The sequence below is a fragment of the Mesorhizobium sp. L48C026A00 genome (assembly GCF_000502375.1).
In the GTDB taxonomy this organism is placed as follows: Bacteria; Pseudomonadota; Alphaproteobacteria; order Rhizobiales; family Rhizobiaceae; genus Mesorhizobium; species Mesorhizobium muleiense.
In genome coordinates this window covers 1-14,113 of the sequence record NZ_AYWU01000054.1, presented here as the reverse complement: position 1 = coordinate 14,113, position 14,113 = coordinate 1, and the positions used below count along the sequence as shown (strand labels likewise).

General features: G+C 58.3%; 14 protein-coding genes. 12 read left to right on the top strand and 2 right to left on the bottom strand.

What is annotated here, in order from left to right:
* On the bottom strand, nucleotides 1-218 hold a 218-nt coding region (locus tag X738_RS79095; RefSeq protein WP_036270572.1), incomplete at its 3' end, for a response regulator.
* A 1,257-nt stretch (nucleotides 219-1,475) separates the two neighbouring features.
* Here X738_RS79095 and X738_RS79090 point away from each other — a divergent pair.
* From X738_RS79090 to X738_RS79045, 12 genes are all read left to right on the top strand, one after another.
* Nucleotides 1,476-2,261 (top strand): type IV secretion system lytic transglycosylase VirB1, encoded by a 786-nt coding sequence (locus tag X738_RS79090; protein ID WP_023803930.1) that lies wholly within the window; start codon nucleotides 1,476-1,478, stop codon nucleotides 2,259-2,261.
* Between the two features lie 74 nt (nucleotides 2,262-2,335).
* Nucleotides 2,336-2,641, top strand: coding sequence for a pilin major subunit VirB2 (virB2, locus tag X738_RS79085; protein ID WP_023673707.1), 306 nt, complete (start codon nucleotides 2,336-2,338; stop codon nucleotides 2,639-2,641).
* Entirely contained in the window at nucleotides 2,641-2,967 is a 327-nt protein-coding gene (locus X738_RS79080; RefSeq protein WP_023679584.1) for a type IV secretion system protein VirB3, read from the top strand. The genes virB2 and X738_RS79080 overlap by 1 nt, the downstream gene beginning before the upstream one ends.
* The gene (locus X738_RS79075; protein WP_023803929.1) at nucleotides 2,967-5,336 is read left to right on the top strand and encodes a VirB4 family type IV secretion/conjugal transfer ATPase; all 2,370 of its coding nucleotides are present in this window, start codon (nucleotides 2,967-2,969) and stop codon (nucleotides 5,334-5,336) included. The genes X738_RS79080 and X738_RS79075 overlap by 1 nt, the downstream gene beginning before the upstream one ends.
* A gap of 13 nt (nucleotides 5,337-5,349) precedes the next feature.
* On the top strand, nucleotides 5,350-6,033 hold the full coding sequence (locus X738_RS79070; RefSeq protein WP_023803928.1) for a type VI secretion protein: 684 nt from the start codon (nucleotides 5,350-5,352) through the stop codon (nucleotides 6,031-6,033).
* 58 nt (nucleotides 6,034-6,091) lie between these two features.
* Nucleotides 6,092-6,979, top strand: a complete 888-nt coding sequence (locus tag X738_RS79065; protein ID WP_023762840.1) for a type IV secretion system protein — start codon at nucleotides 6,092-6,094, stop codon at nucleotides 6,977-6,979.
* A gap of 27 nt (nucleotides 6,980-7,006) precedes the next feature.
* Entirely contained in the window at nucleotides 7,007-7,165 is a 159-nt protein-coding gene (locus X738_RS84040) for a type IV secretion system lipoprotein VirB7 (RefSeq protein ID WP_081731114.1), read from the top strand.
* Complete coding sequence (locus X738_RS79060; protein ID WP_023785251.1) at nucleotides 7,162-7,875, top strand: type IV secretion system protein VirB8; 714 nt, start codon at nucleotides 7,162-7,164, stop codon at nucleotides 7,873-7,875. Before X738_RS84040 ends, X738_RS79060 begins: the two co-directional genes overlap by 4 nt.
* Complete coding sequence (locus tag X738_RS79055) at nucleotides 7,872-8,756, top strand: TrbG/VirB9 family P-type conjugative transfer protein (protein WP_023766577.1); 885 nt, start codon at nucleotides 7,872-7,874, stop codon at nucleotides 8,754-8,756. Before X738_RS79060 ends, X738_RS79055 begins: the two co-directional genes overlap by 4 nt.
* On the top strand, nucleotides 8,749-9,885 hold the full coding sequence (gene virB10, locus X738_RS0144745) for a type IV secretion system protein VirB10 (RefSeq protein WP_031257068.1): 1,137 nt from the start codon (nucleotides 8,749-8,751) through the stop codon (nucleotides 9,883-9,885). Before X738_RS79055 ends, virB10 begins: the two co-directional genes overlap by 8 nt.
* Entirely contained in the window at nucleotides 9,869-10,909 is a 1,041-nt protein-coding gene (gene virB11, locus X738_RS79050) for a P-type DNA transfer ATPase VirB11 (RefSeq protein ID WP_023737143.1), read from the top strand. Before virB10 ends, virB11 begins: the two co-directional genes overlap by 17 nt.
* A gap of 721 nt (nucleotides 10,910-11,630) precedes the next feature.
* The gene (locus X738_RS79045) at nucleotides 11,631-12,317 is read left to right on the top strand and encodes a response regulator (protein WP_023803926.1); all 687 of its coding nucleotides are present in this window, start codon (nucleotides 11,631-11,633) and stop codon (nucleotides 12,315-12,317) included.
* A gap of 375 nt (nucleotides 12,318-12,692) precedes the next feature.
* On the opposite strand, the gene X738_RS79040 is transcribed toward X738_RS79045, so the two are convergent.
* Entirely contained in the window at nucleotides 12,693-13,856 is a 1,164-nt protein-coding gene (locus tag X738_RS79040) for an IS110 family transposase (RefSeq protein WP_023803925.1), read from the bottom strand.
* Nucleotides 13,857-14,113 lie beyond the last annotated feature (257 nt).

Sequence of the window (14,113 nt, the reverse complement as noted above, 5' to 3'; positions counted from 1 at the left end):
CCGAGCTCCAGTGCAACCACTTTTTCCGCCTCATCAAGCCGGTCGCCGCTGATCACTATGATAGGAACATCCGATCTTGTCGCCAGATTGCGGACGATCGCAAGTCCATCCTCCCGGCCTAGGTTAAGGTCAACAACCACGAGATCGACTGGCTCATGTGAAAGAACATAGTCAAACTGCTTGCTATCGTGGACTGCGGTTACCTTCAGGGCATGCATCGTGAGATACTCGGCGATGAGGCGCCGCNGGGGCACCGACCCAGAACAGCTGCCCCTTGATACCACTCGCCGTTGCGTGCGGCCAATGTGAGGCCGTGCTCGTCCTGGTCTTTTCATCCCTAGCGAATTGACCGCACCAAGGCAGCCCGTGGCCACCAGACAGGTCCAAGCGCCGACATGACCCTGCCGTGTGGTCCTTCGCTTTTTCGCTTCGAGCTCCCCCGTTGGTGCAGGCCTGCCAATACCACTCGAGTTCGACCTCATGGATGCCAAGTTTCCTGCTATGCCCTTGCATCCTCGTCATCCTGGAGTTTGCGGACCTGGATCATCTCGATATCCTCCGGCTCGTGGATCCAGCTCGGACATGGTTGAGCAGCGCGGCGTTTGGCTTGATCGGAGAGGCGGTCGGCGGAAGAAGACCGTGATTCGCTGCAGCGGCCTTGTGCCAAATAGTATGTCTCCTGCCAAGCCGGCTTCGTCCAAGGTGGCCGGCGGCCTCAAATGCTGTTCGGGCGACCGGCAGGTCGCCGGTTGCGGTGAACGTCCGGGCTAACATTTCTCAGTTACTGCAACTCCTCCATCTTGAGCTTGTCACTATGCTTGTCCATTGCGCCGTCGGACTCCGTCAATGACGTGCGGTATCTGCCGATGGGACTGTGCATGATCCACCCGTTGGCGGCGGCGGCCGAACAGCTGAACCAGGCTCGCACCAGGATGGGCTGCGCCGCCACGTCTTCCCAGTTGACCCTCGCCCCCGCGGATTTGCGCCTTCGAGCCAGCTTCGCGGACGAGCTCGCGTCTCAAGCAATGATCTGAGTGGGCAGGGCCGCGCATGGCTGCTCTTAAAGCACCGGCAGCATACCGGCAAAGTTGGGCTGCTTTATCGCCTTCGTCGATTCCCCACGGTGATCCCGAGCCTGAACAAACCCGCCAAGCTCCCCATTTGTCCTTGGCTTGGCGCTGACAGAAGTACCATCCATGACGCCGAAGTCGCGGCCCACGGTCCAGGAGCAACGGATGGCCGGGACGAGCAATCCTGCACAGGAATGATCGCACCAAGATGCTCCGGACTATTGGCTAGCTGAATCGGGCCCGCGCCACCCACGATGCTCACCCACGCTGACACGAACACGGTCTTTGCTTCAGTTGAAACCGAAAAGCTGAAATTGAACATCACACAGTAACAAACCTCCCCGATAAGCGCGTGCCGGACAGGGCCAGAACCCGTCGGCGGCTTGGAAAGGTAGGTGATAGGGAATGTTTATTGCAGCTTGGCCGCTGGCCATCGTCCTGTTGACATCCATGTCACTCCCAGCCGAGCCCGCGCCACTTTCTCCGCGTGAGTTCCGCAGCCTGTCGCGCAAATGCGCTCCCTGGGTTGCGCCGTCCACCCTCGCCGCGATTGCCAAGATTGAAAGTGGCTTTGAAACGCTGGTGGCTCATGACAACACCACAGGTGAGCAGCTTCGCTGGATAGACCACCTGGAAGCCACGCGGGGCATCAAGGACCGCCTCGAAGCACAACATTCTGTCGACGTTGGATTGATGCAGATAAACAGCAAGAACTTTCCCATGCTCAATCTCACGCCGGAAAGGGCCTTCGAGCCCTGCGCCTCGCTTTCGGCTGCCGCCCACTTGCTTGAAAGCCGGTATGCCGGCGGAACGACTGCACTTGCGCAGCAACTGGCGCTTCGCCGTGCCATCTCGGCCTATAACACGGGCGACGTCACGCGTGGCTTCGCCAACGGTTATGTACGCAAGGTCGAGTCGGCCGCAAAGGACATCTCAAGTCTCCTTGAGCGAACGCCGGAGCCGACTCCTCGAGATGTGCCGCACCTTGAGGCACCCGGTCGGAAAGCCGTGCCGCCTCTGCTCCAGCAGAGCCAACAGGCCAATAGAAAGAAGCAGCCCAACCAAGATTCTTGGGACATCTGGGGCTCGTATCAGCCAGACCGCTCCGGGGCCGATCCCTCCGGTCCGACAGGCAGCCAGGCTGCGAAAGCACGGGAACCCTCGAACCCGAACAAACTCGTATTCGATTGAAACATGGAGATGCAATGATGACGCCACTCAAGATACTTCGTGCGCTTAAAACGCGTGTTCCTTCGCCTTTTTCCATGCTGCGCATGGCGGCTGAATATGTACCGGCCGCTGCTGCAGGCGCGGCGTGGACGGTCTTCTACAGCGGGCCAGCCGCGGCTCAGGTGACCGGAGGGACGGATCCTGCCAAGATGGTCCAGAATATCTGCACGTTCATACTTGGCCCCTTCGGACAATCACTGGCCGTGCTCGGGCTCGTAGCCATCGGTATCTCTTGGATGTTCGGTCGTGCTTCACTTGGCCTGGTTGCGGGTGTCGTTGGAGGGATCGTCATCATGTTCGGGGCCAGCTTCCTGGGCAAGGCGCTCATAGGCGGTGGCTGATGAGCGACCGGTTGGAAGTGAGCACCCTCTATGTGGCGGCGACGCGCCCCGCACTGTTTCTGGGGGTGCCGCTGACGCTGGCCGGATTGCTCATGATGTTGGCCGGGCTTGTTATCATTATCCTTCAGAACCCGCTTTACGAAATCGTTCTCGCGCCACTCTGGTTCGGAGCACGGCTGGTTGTTGAGCGTGACTATAACGCGGCAAGCGTCGTGCTGCTCTATTTGCAGACGGCCGGCAGAAGCGTGGACGGGCCGGTCTGGGGAGGCGCAAGCGTCAGCGCCAATCCGATCAGAGTGCCGAAACGCGGAAGAGGAATGGTGTAATGTTCGGCGCCAGCGGCCGGACCGAGAGGTCTGGCGAGATCTACCTTCCGTATGTTGGTCACGTTAGCGATCAGGTTGTCCTTCTGGAAGACGGATCGATCATGGCCATGGCACATGTGAACGGTCTGCCCTTTGATTTGGAAGACGCTGAGATGCGCAACTCGCGCTGCCGCGCGTTCAACACTCTCTTGCGCAACATCGCCGATGACAATGTCTCGATATACGCTCATCTTGTGAGACACAACGATGTGCCGGCGCCGGCGCCGCGCCAGTTTCAAAGTGCATTCGCTGGCAGTCTGAGCGAGGCCTACGAGCGTCGTGTGCTGTCGGGAAAGCTCTTTCGCAACGATCACTTCCTCACTTTGATCGTGTCCCCCCGCACCGCAATCGGCAAGATCGGCTTGCGGATTGCCAAGTCCCGCAGACGGAATGAGCACGATCTAGCCACCCAAATGCGGAGCCTGGAAGACCTCTGGCACATCATTGCTGGCGCACTCGGCGGTTACGGTCTGCGCCGGTTGGGCATTCGTGAGAAAGGCAACGTGCTCTTCACGGAAATCGGTGAGGCGCTTCGGCTCATGATGACTTGCCGGTTTCTTCCGGTTCCGATGGTTACCGGCTCACTTGGCGCCTCGATCTACACTGACCAGGTCATCTGCGGGAAGCGGGCGCTTGAGATTCGAAGGCCCGGGGATAGCTCCGTCGGATCATTGTTTTCGTTCCGTGAATATCCGGCGACGACGCGGCCGGGCATGCTAAATTCCTTGCTGTCCGCCAACTTCCCGCTTGTCCTGAGCCAGAGCTTTTCCTTCCTCACTCGCCCACAAGCTCATGCCAAACTAAGCCTTAAGTCCAGCCAGATGACGAGTGCCGGCGACAAGGCCCTCACCCAGATCAATGAACTTGCCGAGGCAGAGGACGCACTGGCAAGCAACGAATTCGTGATGGGTTCGCATCATCTGAGCCTGTGCGTCTATGCCGACAGCCTCAATAGCCTTGCAGATCGCGCAGCAAGTGCCCGCGCACGGCTGGCCGACGCGGGCGCCGTTATCGTCCAAGAGGGCATCGGCATGGAGGCCGCATATTGGTCCCAACTTCCGGGGAACAACAGGTGGCGCACGCGCCCGGGGGCGATCACCTCACACAATTTTGCCGGGCTCGTCTCATTTGAGAACTTCCCAAGCGGTTCCAGTTCCGGCCACTGGGGCAATGCTGTTGCGCGCTTTCGCACAAACGGTGGAACTTCTTTCGACTACATCCCCCATGAGAATGACGTCGGCATGACGGCAATATTCGGGCCCGTTGGCAAAGGCAAGACGACGCTGATGACCTTTGTCCTCGCGATGCTTGAGCAAAGCCTGGTCGATCGCAATGGTGCGATCGTCTTCTTCGACAAGGATCGGGGTGGTGAACTGCTGGTGCGAGCCACGGGAGGGACATATCTTGCGTTGCGCAGAGGCGCTCCGAGCGGCTTGGCCCCTCTGCGTGGACTGGACAACACCTCCGCCTCGCGGGACTTTCTGCGCGAGTGGTTGATGGCCCTGATCGAGAGTGACGGCCGTGGTCCGATCTCGCCGGAGGAAAGCCGTCGGCTGGAACGCGGCATTGTTCGTCAGCTTTCGTTCGAACCCCCTATGCGCTCACTTGCGGGCCTGCGCGAATTCCTATTGCACAGCCCCTCCGAGGGCGCAGGAGCACGGCTGCAGCGGTGGTGTAGAGGGGGGGCGCTTGGATGGGCCTTTGACGGCGACGTGGACGAAGTAAGGCTGGATGCCTCCATTACGGGCTTCGACATGACGCAGCTCCTGGAATATGAGGAGGTCTGTGCACCGGCCGCCGCATACCTTCTGCATCGAGTGGGCGCTATCGTCGATGGTCGTCGGTTCGTCATGAGCTGCGACGAATTTCGATTCTATCTACTCAACCCCCAATTCTCGGCCGTTATCGACAAGTTCTTGCTCACGGTCCGCAAAAACAACGGCATGTTGATACTCGCAACGCAGCAGCCTGAACACGTTCTGGAATCGCCTCTCGGAGCTAGTCTCGTTGCGCAATGTATGACGAAAATTTTCTACCCATCACCGACGGCGGACCGCTCTGCGTATGTCGATGGCTTGAAGTGCACTGCGCAGGAGTTCGAGGCAATCCGCCAGGGAATGGCAATCGGCAGCCGCAAGTTTTTGCTCAAGCGCGATAGCGGGAGTATTGTTTGCGAATTCGATCTTGGGCAGATGCGCGAGTACGTAGCCGTACTCTCGGGGCGGGCCAACACAGTGCGCTTTGCCGACCAGCTTCGTAACCAGCACGGAGACGCCCCAAGTGGGTGGCTAGACAAGTTCATGGCCCGGTACCATGAAGTTCAAGACTGACGGAGGAATATTCATGAAATTTGCCAAACTTGCAGTAACGACCCTTGCTGCTTCCCTTCTGCTTCACGGACAGGCCCGTTCGCAATTTATCGTCAGCGACCCTGTAACAGAAACACAAGCGACCTTAACAGCGCTTTCCAATGCGGCGATCCTTGAGAGGTCAATCGAGACGCTCGCTACCACGATCGAAATGGTGACAATTCTAACGTCGTCATTCGCTGTCACGGGACTGCTAAGCTCACTGAACCAAGGAAATCACTACCCGTCGAGCAATAAGCTGGAGGAGCAGATGTTTGATGCTCGGGCGCCAGCTTCGATTATGGCCCGTAACATTGCGAAGGACCCAAATCGGATAGTCAACGGCACCGATTCAGAAGCGAAACTGTTACAGGGACAAATCGCTGGGGCCGCCAATGCCGCAGCTATTGCAGCCGACACTTTGGGCATGATGGACAAGCGCCTTAAGGATAACGCCGGCACGCTTGGTCAGCTTTCCCGCTCGGGAAATATTATGCAGGCCACCGTGACCAACGGTCTGGTCCTCAAGCAGATTCACGATGCGATGATCCAAAATGTCCAGGCCACGAGTCTGCTGACAATGGCCACTGCACAAGGAAACCTTCACGCCGTGGAGGAGGCCGCCACGCAGCGTCGCGAACATCAGGACACCGCTAATATGTTTAGCATCCTCCCGTAAACCACACAGAGTTCATCAGGCTCAGCTGCGCTGATCAGGGACACATCAGGCTCACGCCATGAATTTCAAAATTCCCGCGCCATTCACGACTATACACACGATCTTTCATGGGGCCTTCACGTCCGGGCTGCACAAAGTGCTTGAAAACGTCCAAGCGGCGGTCAGTGCGCCTCTGGTTGCGTGTGTCACGCTCTGGATAATAATCCAAGGCTGTCTGGTCATGCGTGGTCAAGTCGATGCGCGCGGGGGTATCTCGCGCGTAATCATGGTGTCGATTGTCGTCGCCCTTATCTTAGGGCAGGCCAACTATCAGCAGTACATTGAAGCGCTCTTCGACGACACGATTCCGAGGTTGGCTCACGACATCAGTGGCAGCGACTTGCCCTTCATCGGAATCCCCCAGAAGCTCGATCTCATGTTTGCTTCAAGCCAGTATGTCTTTCAGCTGATTGCTTCCGAAATTGGGCCTATGAACGGCCAGGACATACTTGCTTTCGAGGGAGCGCAATGGATTTTCTACGGCGCGCTGTGGACAGCGTTCGAGATCTACGATGCCGTTGGAATTCTGACGAAGGTGCTCTTGACGATCGGCCCCCTGGTCCTTGTAGGCTACCTTTTTGATCACACTCGAGACATAGCCACCAGATGGATCGGCCAACTGCTCTCGTACGGGCTGCTGCTTCTCCTCCTCAACATCGTTGCAACGATAGTAATCGCTGCCGAAGCAGTCTCGCTGGCAGCCATGCTTTTGATGATCAAATTCTCGGGCACGACAGCAGCCAAGATCATCGGGCTTTACGAGCTCGACATGCTTTTCCTAGCTGGTGACGCTCTGATCGTCGCGCTTCCGACGATCGCCAGCAGCATCGCCGGCGGCTCTTGGGGAGGTGCGAACCGACCTCTTAACAGCCTCAATCGCCACTTCGCCAAAACGGCGGGTGGTTAATCAATCGACAAGCTCGGTGCCAAAAACATGAAATATTGCCTACTTCTGTCAATCCTCGCTTTGGCCGCCTGCAAGACGAGCCATGGGCTTGCGACGTGCGCGGGTGCCCCATTCCAACTGAACGTGGGACAATGGGAAACCACCCCTGAGGATCTTCAGGTCGAATGCGCGGAAGAGCCAAAGTGAAATTTCCTGAACATGCCCTTCTGGTGGAGAGAGAAACGCTAGCCGCCCACTATAAGAAGGTGGAAGCGTTTCAAACGTCACGAGCGAAGTCTGCGCGGCGCCTGTCAAAGGCCCTGATCGCCTTTGCCGCAGCGGCGGTCCTAGGAAATGTTGCCCAGGCATTTACCATCGCTGCCATGGTCCCGTTGGCCAAGCTCGTACCTGTGTTCCTCTGGGTCCGGCCGGATGGGACCGTCGACAGCGAAGTGTCAGTGTCTCGACTGCCGGCAACCCAAGACCGAGCCGTCATAAATGCTTCGCTGTGGGAATATGTACGCCTGCGCGAGGGGTACACAGCAGATACAGCCCAATACGCCTATGACCTCGTATCCAGTTTCAGCGCGCCGGCTGTGCGACAGCAATATCAAGATTTCTTCAACTATCCGAATCCCACCTCGCCGCAAGTCACGGTCGGCAAGCGCGGCAAGCTCGAGGTCGGGCATATTTCTTCAAACGACATCAGTCCGGACGTTCAACAGATCCGTTACAAACGTACGCTTGTTGTCGATGGGCAGATGCCGATAGTGACCACCTGGACAGCTACCATCCGCTACGAGCGCTTGACGGGTCTGCCTGGGCAATCGAGGCTCACCAATCCGGGAGGTCTACTCGTCACTTCTTATCAAGGCTCGGAAGATAGCGTATCGAACCTGGGCTATGTGCAGCCATGACAAAAAGAGCGTTTCTCGCGCTGGTCTGTTCACTCTTCTTAACGATGGAAGCGTCCGCGGAAGACACACCACTTGCCGGCAAGCATGATGCGCGCATGCGCTACCTGGCTTACCGTCCCGACGAAGTGGTGCGCCTGTCTACCGCAGTGGGGGCAACGCTGGTTGTCACATTCGCGGCCAACGAGACAGTCGCAGCCGTGGCCGTTTCCAATAGCAAAGACCTGGCTGCGCTCCCGCGCGCCAACTATCTCTTTTTTAAGGCTAGCCGGATGCTCCCGCCGCAGCCGGTCATCGTGCTGGCCGAGAGTGAGTCCGGTACACGGAGATACGTCTTCAGTATTTCAACAAGAGCGATGCCAAAACTCGATGAGCAGCAACCTGACCTATACTACAGTGTGCAGTTCACCTATCCTGCTGATGAGGCTGCTGCTCGGAGAAAGGACGCAGAAAGGCGCTCGATTCTTGGTCAGGCCCGGGCGAAAGTGCTGCACGACGAGAGAGTTCAGGATTTGTTGAATCGGCCCGCCGCAACTACCAGTCCGGACGAAAGCAATTTTCACTACGTCGCAAAGGGCGATCGATCGCTGTCGCCGCTGCAAGTTTTCGATAATGGCTTTACCACCGTATTTGGCTTCGCAAGCAATTCCCGCATACCCTCTCTCTACATTATCAATCCCGACGGCAAGGAAGCCGCTGCCAATTACACGGTCAAAGGGGACTATGTTGAAGTATCCGCAGTCGCCCGGGAATGGCGTCTGAGAGATGGCAATACGGTCTTGTCCATTTTCAACAGGGCTTATGACCCTGTGGGACGAGCGCCAGGGACCGGTACAGTGACACCCGACGTGTGGCGCGTTTTGAAAGGCTCGGCCGATGAATGAAACCGGCCCACAGTCGGGACATGATGTCCATGCCTCCGGATCGATGGTCTCGGAGCCGGCCCGCCGGCATGTTTCGGGATTGCAGAAGTTGGCCGTCGCTGCTCTTGTTCTCATCTCATCTCTATCACTCATCTGGCTCGGAGGTCGTCCCAGCACACAAGACGAACCAACTCAGCCAAAACCTCCAATTGTCGCCGACGCCGAACCATTCCGCCCCGTGCCGATTGAGATTGCTCCCGAAGCTCCAGCAGCCGTACAGGCGGCGCAGGCAGGAGATCCTGCGCCATCCACGCCGACTTCAGCTGATCCGCCGCCGGAGGAAACACCAATTTTCGCCTACAGTGGCAGCAGTAAAATGCCCAACGACGGTCAGCGGAGCGAAGACAACCATAGGGATGCTCCCGCGACCTCGGATGAGATTTCAGACGCTGGCGATCTGTCGGCGCGATTGAAGCCAGATATACAGGAGCCAAGCCGGGCCACACTTTTGCCGCACCCTGATCTCGTGATTACTCAAGGAACGATCATCCCCTGCATTTTGCAAACGGCAGTCGACACAAATTTACCGGGTTATGTGAAGTGCGTCTTACCCAAAGACGTCCGCGGCGCCACCAACAATGTCGTGCTCTTGGATCGCGGTACAACCGTGATTGGCGAGATCCAGCGCGGTCTCCAACAGGGGGATGCGCGTGTCTTCGTGCTGTGGACGCGCATCGAAACGCCTGACCATGCCCTCGTTTCGCTAGCATCGCCGGGCGCTGACGAGCTCGGCCGCTCCGGAATGCCTGGCACGGTGGATAATCACTTCTGGCAGCGCTTTGGCGGAGCAATGCTCATGAGCGTCATTCAAGGCGCGTTTCAGGCCGCCGGTCAATACGCTGGCAGCTCAGGTGGAGGAAGCGGCATCAACAGCTTCCAGAGCAACGCCGGACAAGCCGTTGAGACGACCCTTAGAGCAACGATCAACGTTCCGCCAACTCTGAAGAAAAACCAGGGAGATGCTGTATCCATCTTTGTGGCTCGGGACCTCGATTTCTCAGATGTATACGATCTTAGAGCGACCGCCGTGGCGCCAGCCCCCCCCCAACATCGCCAACGCCGGAGAGACAACAATGCGACCGGAGGCTGACCCTCAATTGCGTTTGCTTCTCAACCCTGTTCTGAAATGGCTTGAGGAGCCAAGGACCGAAGAGGTCGCTATCAACCGGCCTGGGGAAGCCTTTGTCCGACAGGCCGGCGTTTTCACGAAACATCCGCTACCGCTATCTTATGACGATCTGGAGGACATCGCGATCCTCGCTGGAGCGCTGCGCAAGCAAGATGTCGGACCGCAAAGCCCCCTCTGTGCGACTGAGCTGCCGAACGGAGAGCGGCTGCAGATCTGTTTGCCGCCCGCTGTTCCCTCAGGAACAATAAGCCTGACGATACGGCGTCCCTCAAGTCGTGTGACCGAACTGAAGGAAGTTTCTTCTCGCTACGAATACTCGCGTTGGAATCAATGGCGGTCACGAAAGGAGCGCCAAGAGCGGCAGGACGAAACGATTCTTCAGCACTACGACCATGGTGACTTGGAGCAATTTTTGCGAGCGTGCGTTTGCGGGCGGCTCACGATGCTGCTTTGCGGACCTACTGGAAGCGGCAAAACGACAATGAGCAAGACTTTGATCAACGCTATACCCCCGCAAGAGAGGCTGATAAGTATCGAGGACACGCTCGAACTCGCAATCCCGCACGAGAACCATGTCCGGTTACTCTATCCGAAGGACCGAGCAGGCGTAGGTGCGGTGACAGCCGAGCAACTGTTGCAAGCCAGCTTGCGCATGCGCCCTGATCGAATATTGCTTGGCGAGATGCGCGATGATGCTGCTTGGGCCTACCTTAGCGAAGTCGTCTCCGGCCATGCGGGATCAATATCAACGATTCATGGGGCGGATCCGGTCCAAGGCTTTAAAAAGCTCTTTTCACTCGTCAAGAGCAGCCCGCAAGGAGCTGCTGTGGAAGACCACACGCTTCTTGACCTGCTGTCGGCTGCCATTGACGTCATTGTGCCGTTCCGTACCCACGGCGACGTGTATGAGGTGGGGGAGGTGTGGCTCGCCGCCGATGCCCGGCGACGCGGAGAGACAGTAGCCGACCTTCTTAACAAGCACTAAGGCTAGAGCACGTCGGGGATCGGTAAGTCGTTTGTGATATGATGGCGTAATTTGTTCAGATTCAACGTCCACTTTGATTTGACGGAGGTGGATAATGGGAGGAGGACTGGGCGTAGACCTTCGGTCACAAGTCTGAAGTCTTCGGGCGCCCTGTCGGCGCGGCAAGCTGCGGCACGATTCGACTGGGTGTATCGAGCGCGTCCGCTGAATTGCGCGGGCGACGCTCAGCGAGCTGGTGCCGATGCCTGCTTCAAAAGCGGCATCGACACCCGGCTGGTCGTACCCTTGATTTACCTAGCCGCGCTCAATGAGCGTCTTCAAAGCCGCCGAACGTGGTTCGGAATGACCGGTTGGTAAATCGGGAAGTGCCATATAGGGAATCCTCCTGGTATAGCCTCCAGGGGGTCCTCTCAATGAACAAAGCCGCAACCTGCCCTTGCGACCTCAGCTGGAGTTTGCGACGCAACCCATATAGGAGGATCGATGCGCAGAGAAATCGCAGGTAGAGTCGGTGGCATTGTGGGCTGGCCGACCGACGGTTTCAGCCCGTCAACAGGTCTTCACGTTTTCCATCCCCGACTATTGCAGGCGTGCGGCTTGCATGCTCCCGCGATCACCCATCGGAAAGAGGGTTACGAACACTACGACGAGTTGCGCGACTTCTGCTGTCGCCCCGGTCTTACAGCGGACGGTGACCTGTCCTACCTTGATAGGACGTGAAATGCGAACGCTGCTCATTGATCATCATGTGGATCTTACGCGCGCCGTGCGAGCTGCGCTCGGCGATAGCGGTTTTGCCGTTGATGTAGTTGGCAACCTGGAACAGGCGTCGAGGGCATTTTGTTGCGCAACCTATGAAATTCTCCTGCTGGAGTTGGCTCTGCCAGATGGCGATGGCTTGGGCTGGCTGAGACAGCTAAGGAGCGACGGGCATTCAGTTCCGACCCTCATTATGAGTAGCATCAACGATCTCGAGAAGCGAATTGCAATTTTCAACGGTGGCGCGGACGACTTTCTGCTCAAGCCAGTCTCTTTCGATGAGCTCATCGCCAGAATGAGAGCCATTCTGCGCCGGTCGACACAGGTGACCGACCCCATCGTTGTATTTGGCAATCTCAATTTCGATCCGATCGGCCGACAGGTTTCCGTCTCGGGTCATCCTCTGAAGATCGCACGCCGCGAACTATGTATTTTAGAGCATCTGCTTGTCCGTGCAGGCCGCATCGTGCCTCGTGCGCAGTTGGAAGATCACCTCTATTCGTTCAACGACGAGGTATCTGCCAACGCGCTTGAAGTCGGAATCTATCGCTTACGTGGACACCTGAGTAGGTCAGGTGCAACGCCACGGATCACGACCGTGCGCGGCATTGGTTACATTCTCGAATTGACTGAGGCGGCATCCGCATAGTTGGTCTAAATTGAAAGAACAGACTGCCTGCCCGTCGTCAGGTTGAGCTTATATGAGGAAGGTAAAGACGGAACGGGTGTGTCAGGGCAACATTTCTTCACCTTCTCGATGTGTTGCGGAATCCATGGTCTGAGCCCGATGGCATGACGCGGCCGTTTATCCGAGCCCAATCCAACTTATATACGGTCGCTGCTCGAAACAGCGGCACCAACATCCCGCTTGCGGCGGGTACGGGCTCAGGAGGACGGGACCATTCTTGTGGCGGGGCATTTCAGGCCATCCCAACCTTCGGTTCGTCCACCTGGATCCGCCAGGACTGATCAGGCCCTGGAAGAAGTGCTTAGTTCACATTCCATGGGTGAGCGGCAATCGGCATCAGGCGCTCTTCATGACCGCCCCCTCGATGACGACGCCGGCGTTGACGTATTTCCACAGCGCCACGAGTAGCTTGCGGGCGAGCGCCACAATCGTCGCCTTCTTGAGGCGCCCGCCGTTCTGCTTCACCCGCTCCTTGAACCACAAGGAGAGCGCCGATTGCGATTGATGGCGCAGCCATAGCCACGCGAGCTGGATCAGCGTAGTTCGCAGCCTTGGATTGCCGGATTTCGAAACGCCCTGGTCGTGTGAGACGGAGCCGCTTTGCCAGGGGGTCGCCGCCAGGCCGGCGTAGGCGGCCAGCTGTCGTCGGTTGTCGTAGTGCCGCGACAGGCCCTCCGTCCACAGCACGGCGGCAAACTCCTGCCCGATGCCCTTCAGGTCGAGCAGCATGGCCGGGGCTGGCGAGGCACTCTGCTCGGTCGCAAGCATGGCGTCGCGCTCGGCCTCGACCGCCTTGATCTGTTCCATCAGCAGCTCCAGCCGTTCGAGTTCGCGATCAATCTGCTGCTTCAGATGGTCCGGCAGCGGACGCCCGTCGCCGGTCTTCAGCGCCTCAAGGCACCTGCGCCGATCGCGCCGCAACGGCTCGTAGCCGGAGACACCCTGTGCAAACAGCAGGCCTTTGATGCGGTTGACATGGCGGGTCCGCTCGTTCGTCAAGGCCTTGCGCTCACGCGAGAGGCGGCGGCGGTCCTCTTCCTCGGGGGTGGGCACCCGCAGCATGGCGCAGACGCGCGGCTCGCCCCTCTTATAGGCGAGCAGCGCGCGCACCAGCGCCTCGCCGTCGATCTTGTCGGTCTTTGCCCGACGCCGCCGGCGTGAGGTGGCAATCGAGGCCGGATCGACGACGTGGCTTTCGATTCCTTCGGCCTGCAGCACCCTGTGGATCCAAAAGCCGTCGAGCCCAGCCTCTTGGACGACGATGATCGGAAAGCATTTCCCGGTCCGCGCCTCGGCCTTCTGGTTGAGCTCGGCAAACCGCGCCAGCATGCCGGCCACGTCGCCGGCCGCCACTGCGTGTTTCGACATCTTCTCGCCAGCGCCCGGCGACAGCGAGGTGATCAGCCATTTCGAGCGGCTGAGTTCCAACGAGACGAAAATTGCGCCAAGATCAGTGCGGATGGCGGTCAACGCATCGGGTCGGTGTGCTGCAACGGGCATGCTCGGCCTCCAAGGTAGGGTGTCTAGGGTTTAGCAACCTCACCTTTGCCACAGCGCAGGTCGCTATCCACCCTCCTCATAGGATCTTGTGGCCATAATGGACATCGCGGCCGCCCTTGACGATGGTGTCGGCATGCGGTTCGAACGGCTCTGTCGCAAACCTTTTGGTAAGCGGAGCATGGCAAGAAACACTCCTCAGCTGTGGAGGAGCACGTGATGTTCAAGGGCCGCCATTTCGACCAGTCGGTGATCCTGCT

What these genes read in the sequence shown, in the direction of transcription:
- X738_RS79090 (WP_023803930.1), top strand. Translation starts at nt 1,476, where the DNA reads ATGTTTATTGCAGCTTGGCCGCTGGCCATCGTCCTGTTGACATCCATG.
- virB2 (WP_023673707.1), top strand. Translation starts at nt 2,336, where the DNA reads ATGCTGCGCATGGCGGCTGAATATGTACCGGCCGCTGCTGCAGGCGCG.
- X738_RS79080 (WP_023679584.1), top strand. Translation starts at nt 2,641, where the DNA reads ATGAGCGACCGGTTGGAAGTGAGCACCCTCTATGTGGCGGCGACGCGC.
- X738_RS79075 (WP_023803929.1), top strand. Translation starts at nt 2,967, where the DNA reads ATGTTCGGCGCCAGCGGCCGGACCGAGAGGTCTGGCGAGATCTACCTT.
- X738_RS79070 (WP_023803928.1), top strand. Translation starts at nt 5,350, where the DNA reads ATGAAATTTGCCAAACTTGCAGTAACGACCCTTGCTGCTTCCCTTCTG.
- X738_RS79065 (WP_023762840.1), top strand. Translation starts at nt 6,092, where the DNA reads ATGAATTTCAAAATTCCCGCGCCATTCACGACTATACACACGATCTTT.
- X738_RS84040 (WP_081731114.1), top strand. Translation starts at nt 7,007, where the DNA reads ATGAAATATTGCCTACTTCTGTCAATCCTCGCTTTGGCCGCCTGCAAG.
- X738_RS79055 (WP_023766577.1), top strand. Translation starts at nt 7,872, where the DNA reads ATGACAAAAAGAGCGTTTCTCGCGCTGGTCTGTTCACTCTTCTTAACG.
- virB10 (WP_031257068.1), top strand. Translation starts at nt 8,749, where the DNA reads ATGAATGAAACCGGCCCACAGTCGGGACATGATGTCCATGCCTCCGGA.
- virB11 (WP_023737143.1), top strand. Translation starts at nt 9,869, where the DNA reads ATGCGACCGGAGGCTGACCCTCAATTGCGTTTGCTTCTCAACCCTGTT.
- X738_RS79045 (WP_023803926.1), top strand. Translation starts at nt 11,631, where the DNA reads ATGCGAACGCTGCTCATTGATCATCATGTGGATCTTACGCGCGCCGTG.
- X738_RS79040 (WP_023803925.1), bottom strand. Translation starts at nt 13,856, where the DNA reads ATGCCCGTTGCAGCACACCGACCCGATGCGTTGACCGCCATCCGCACT.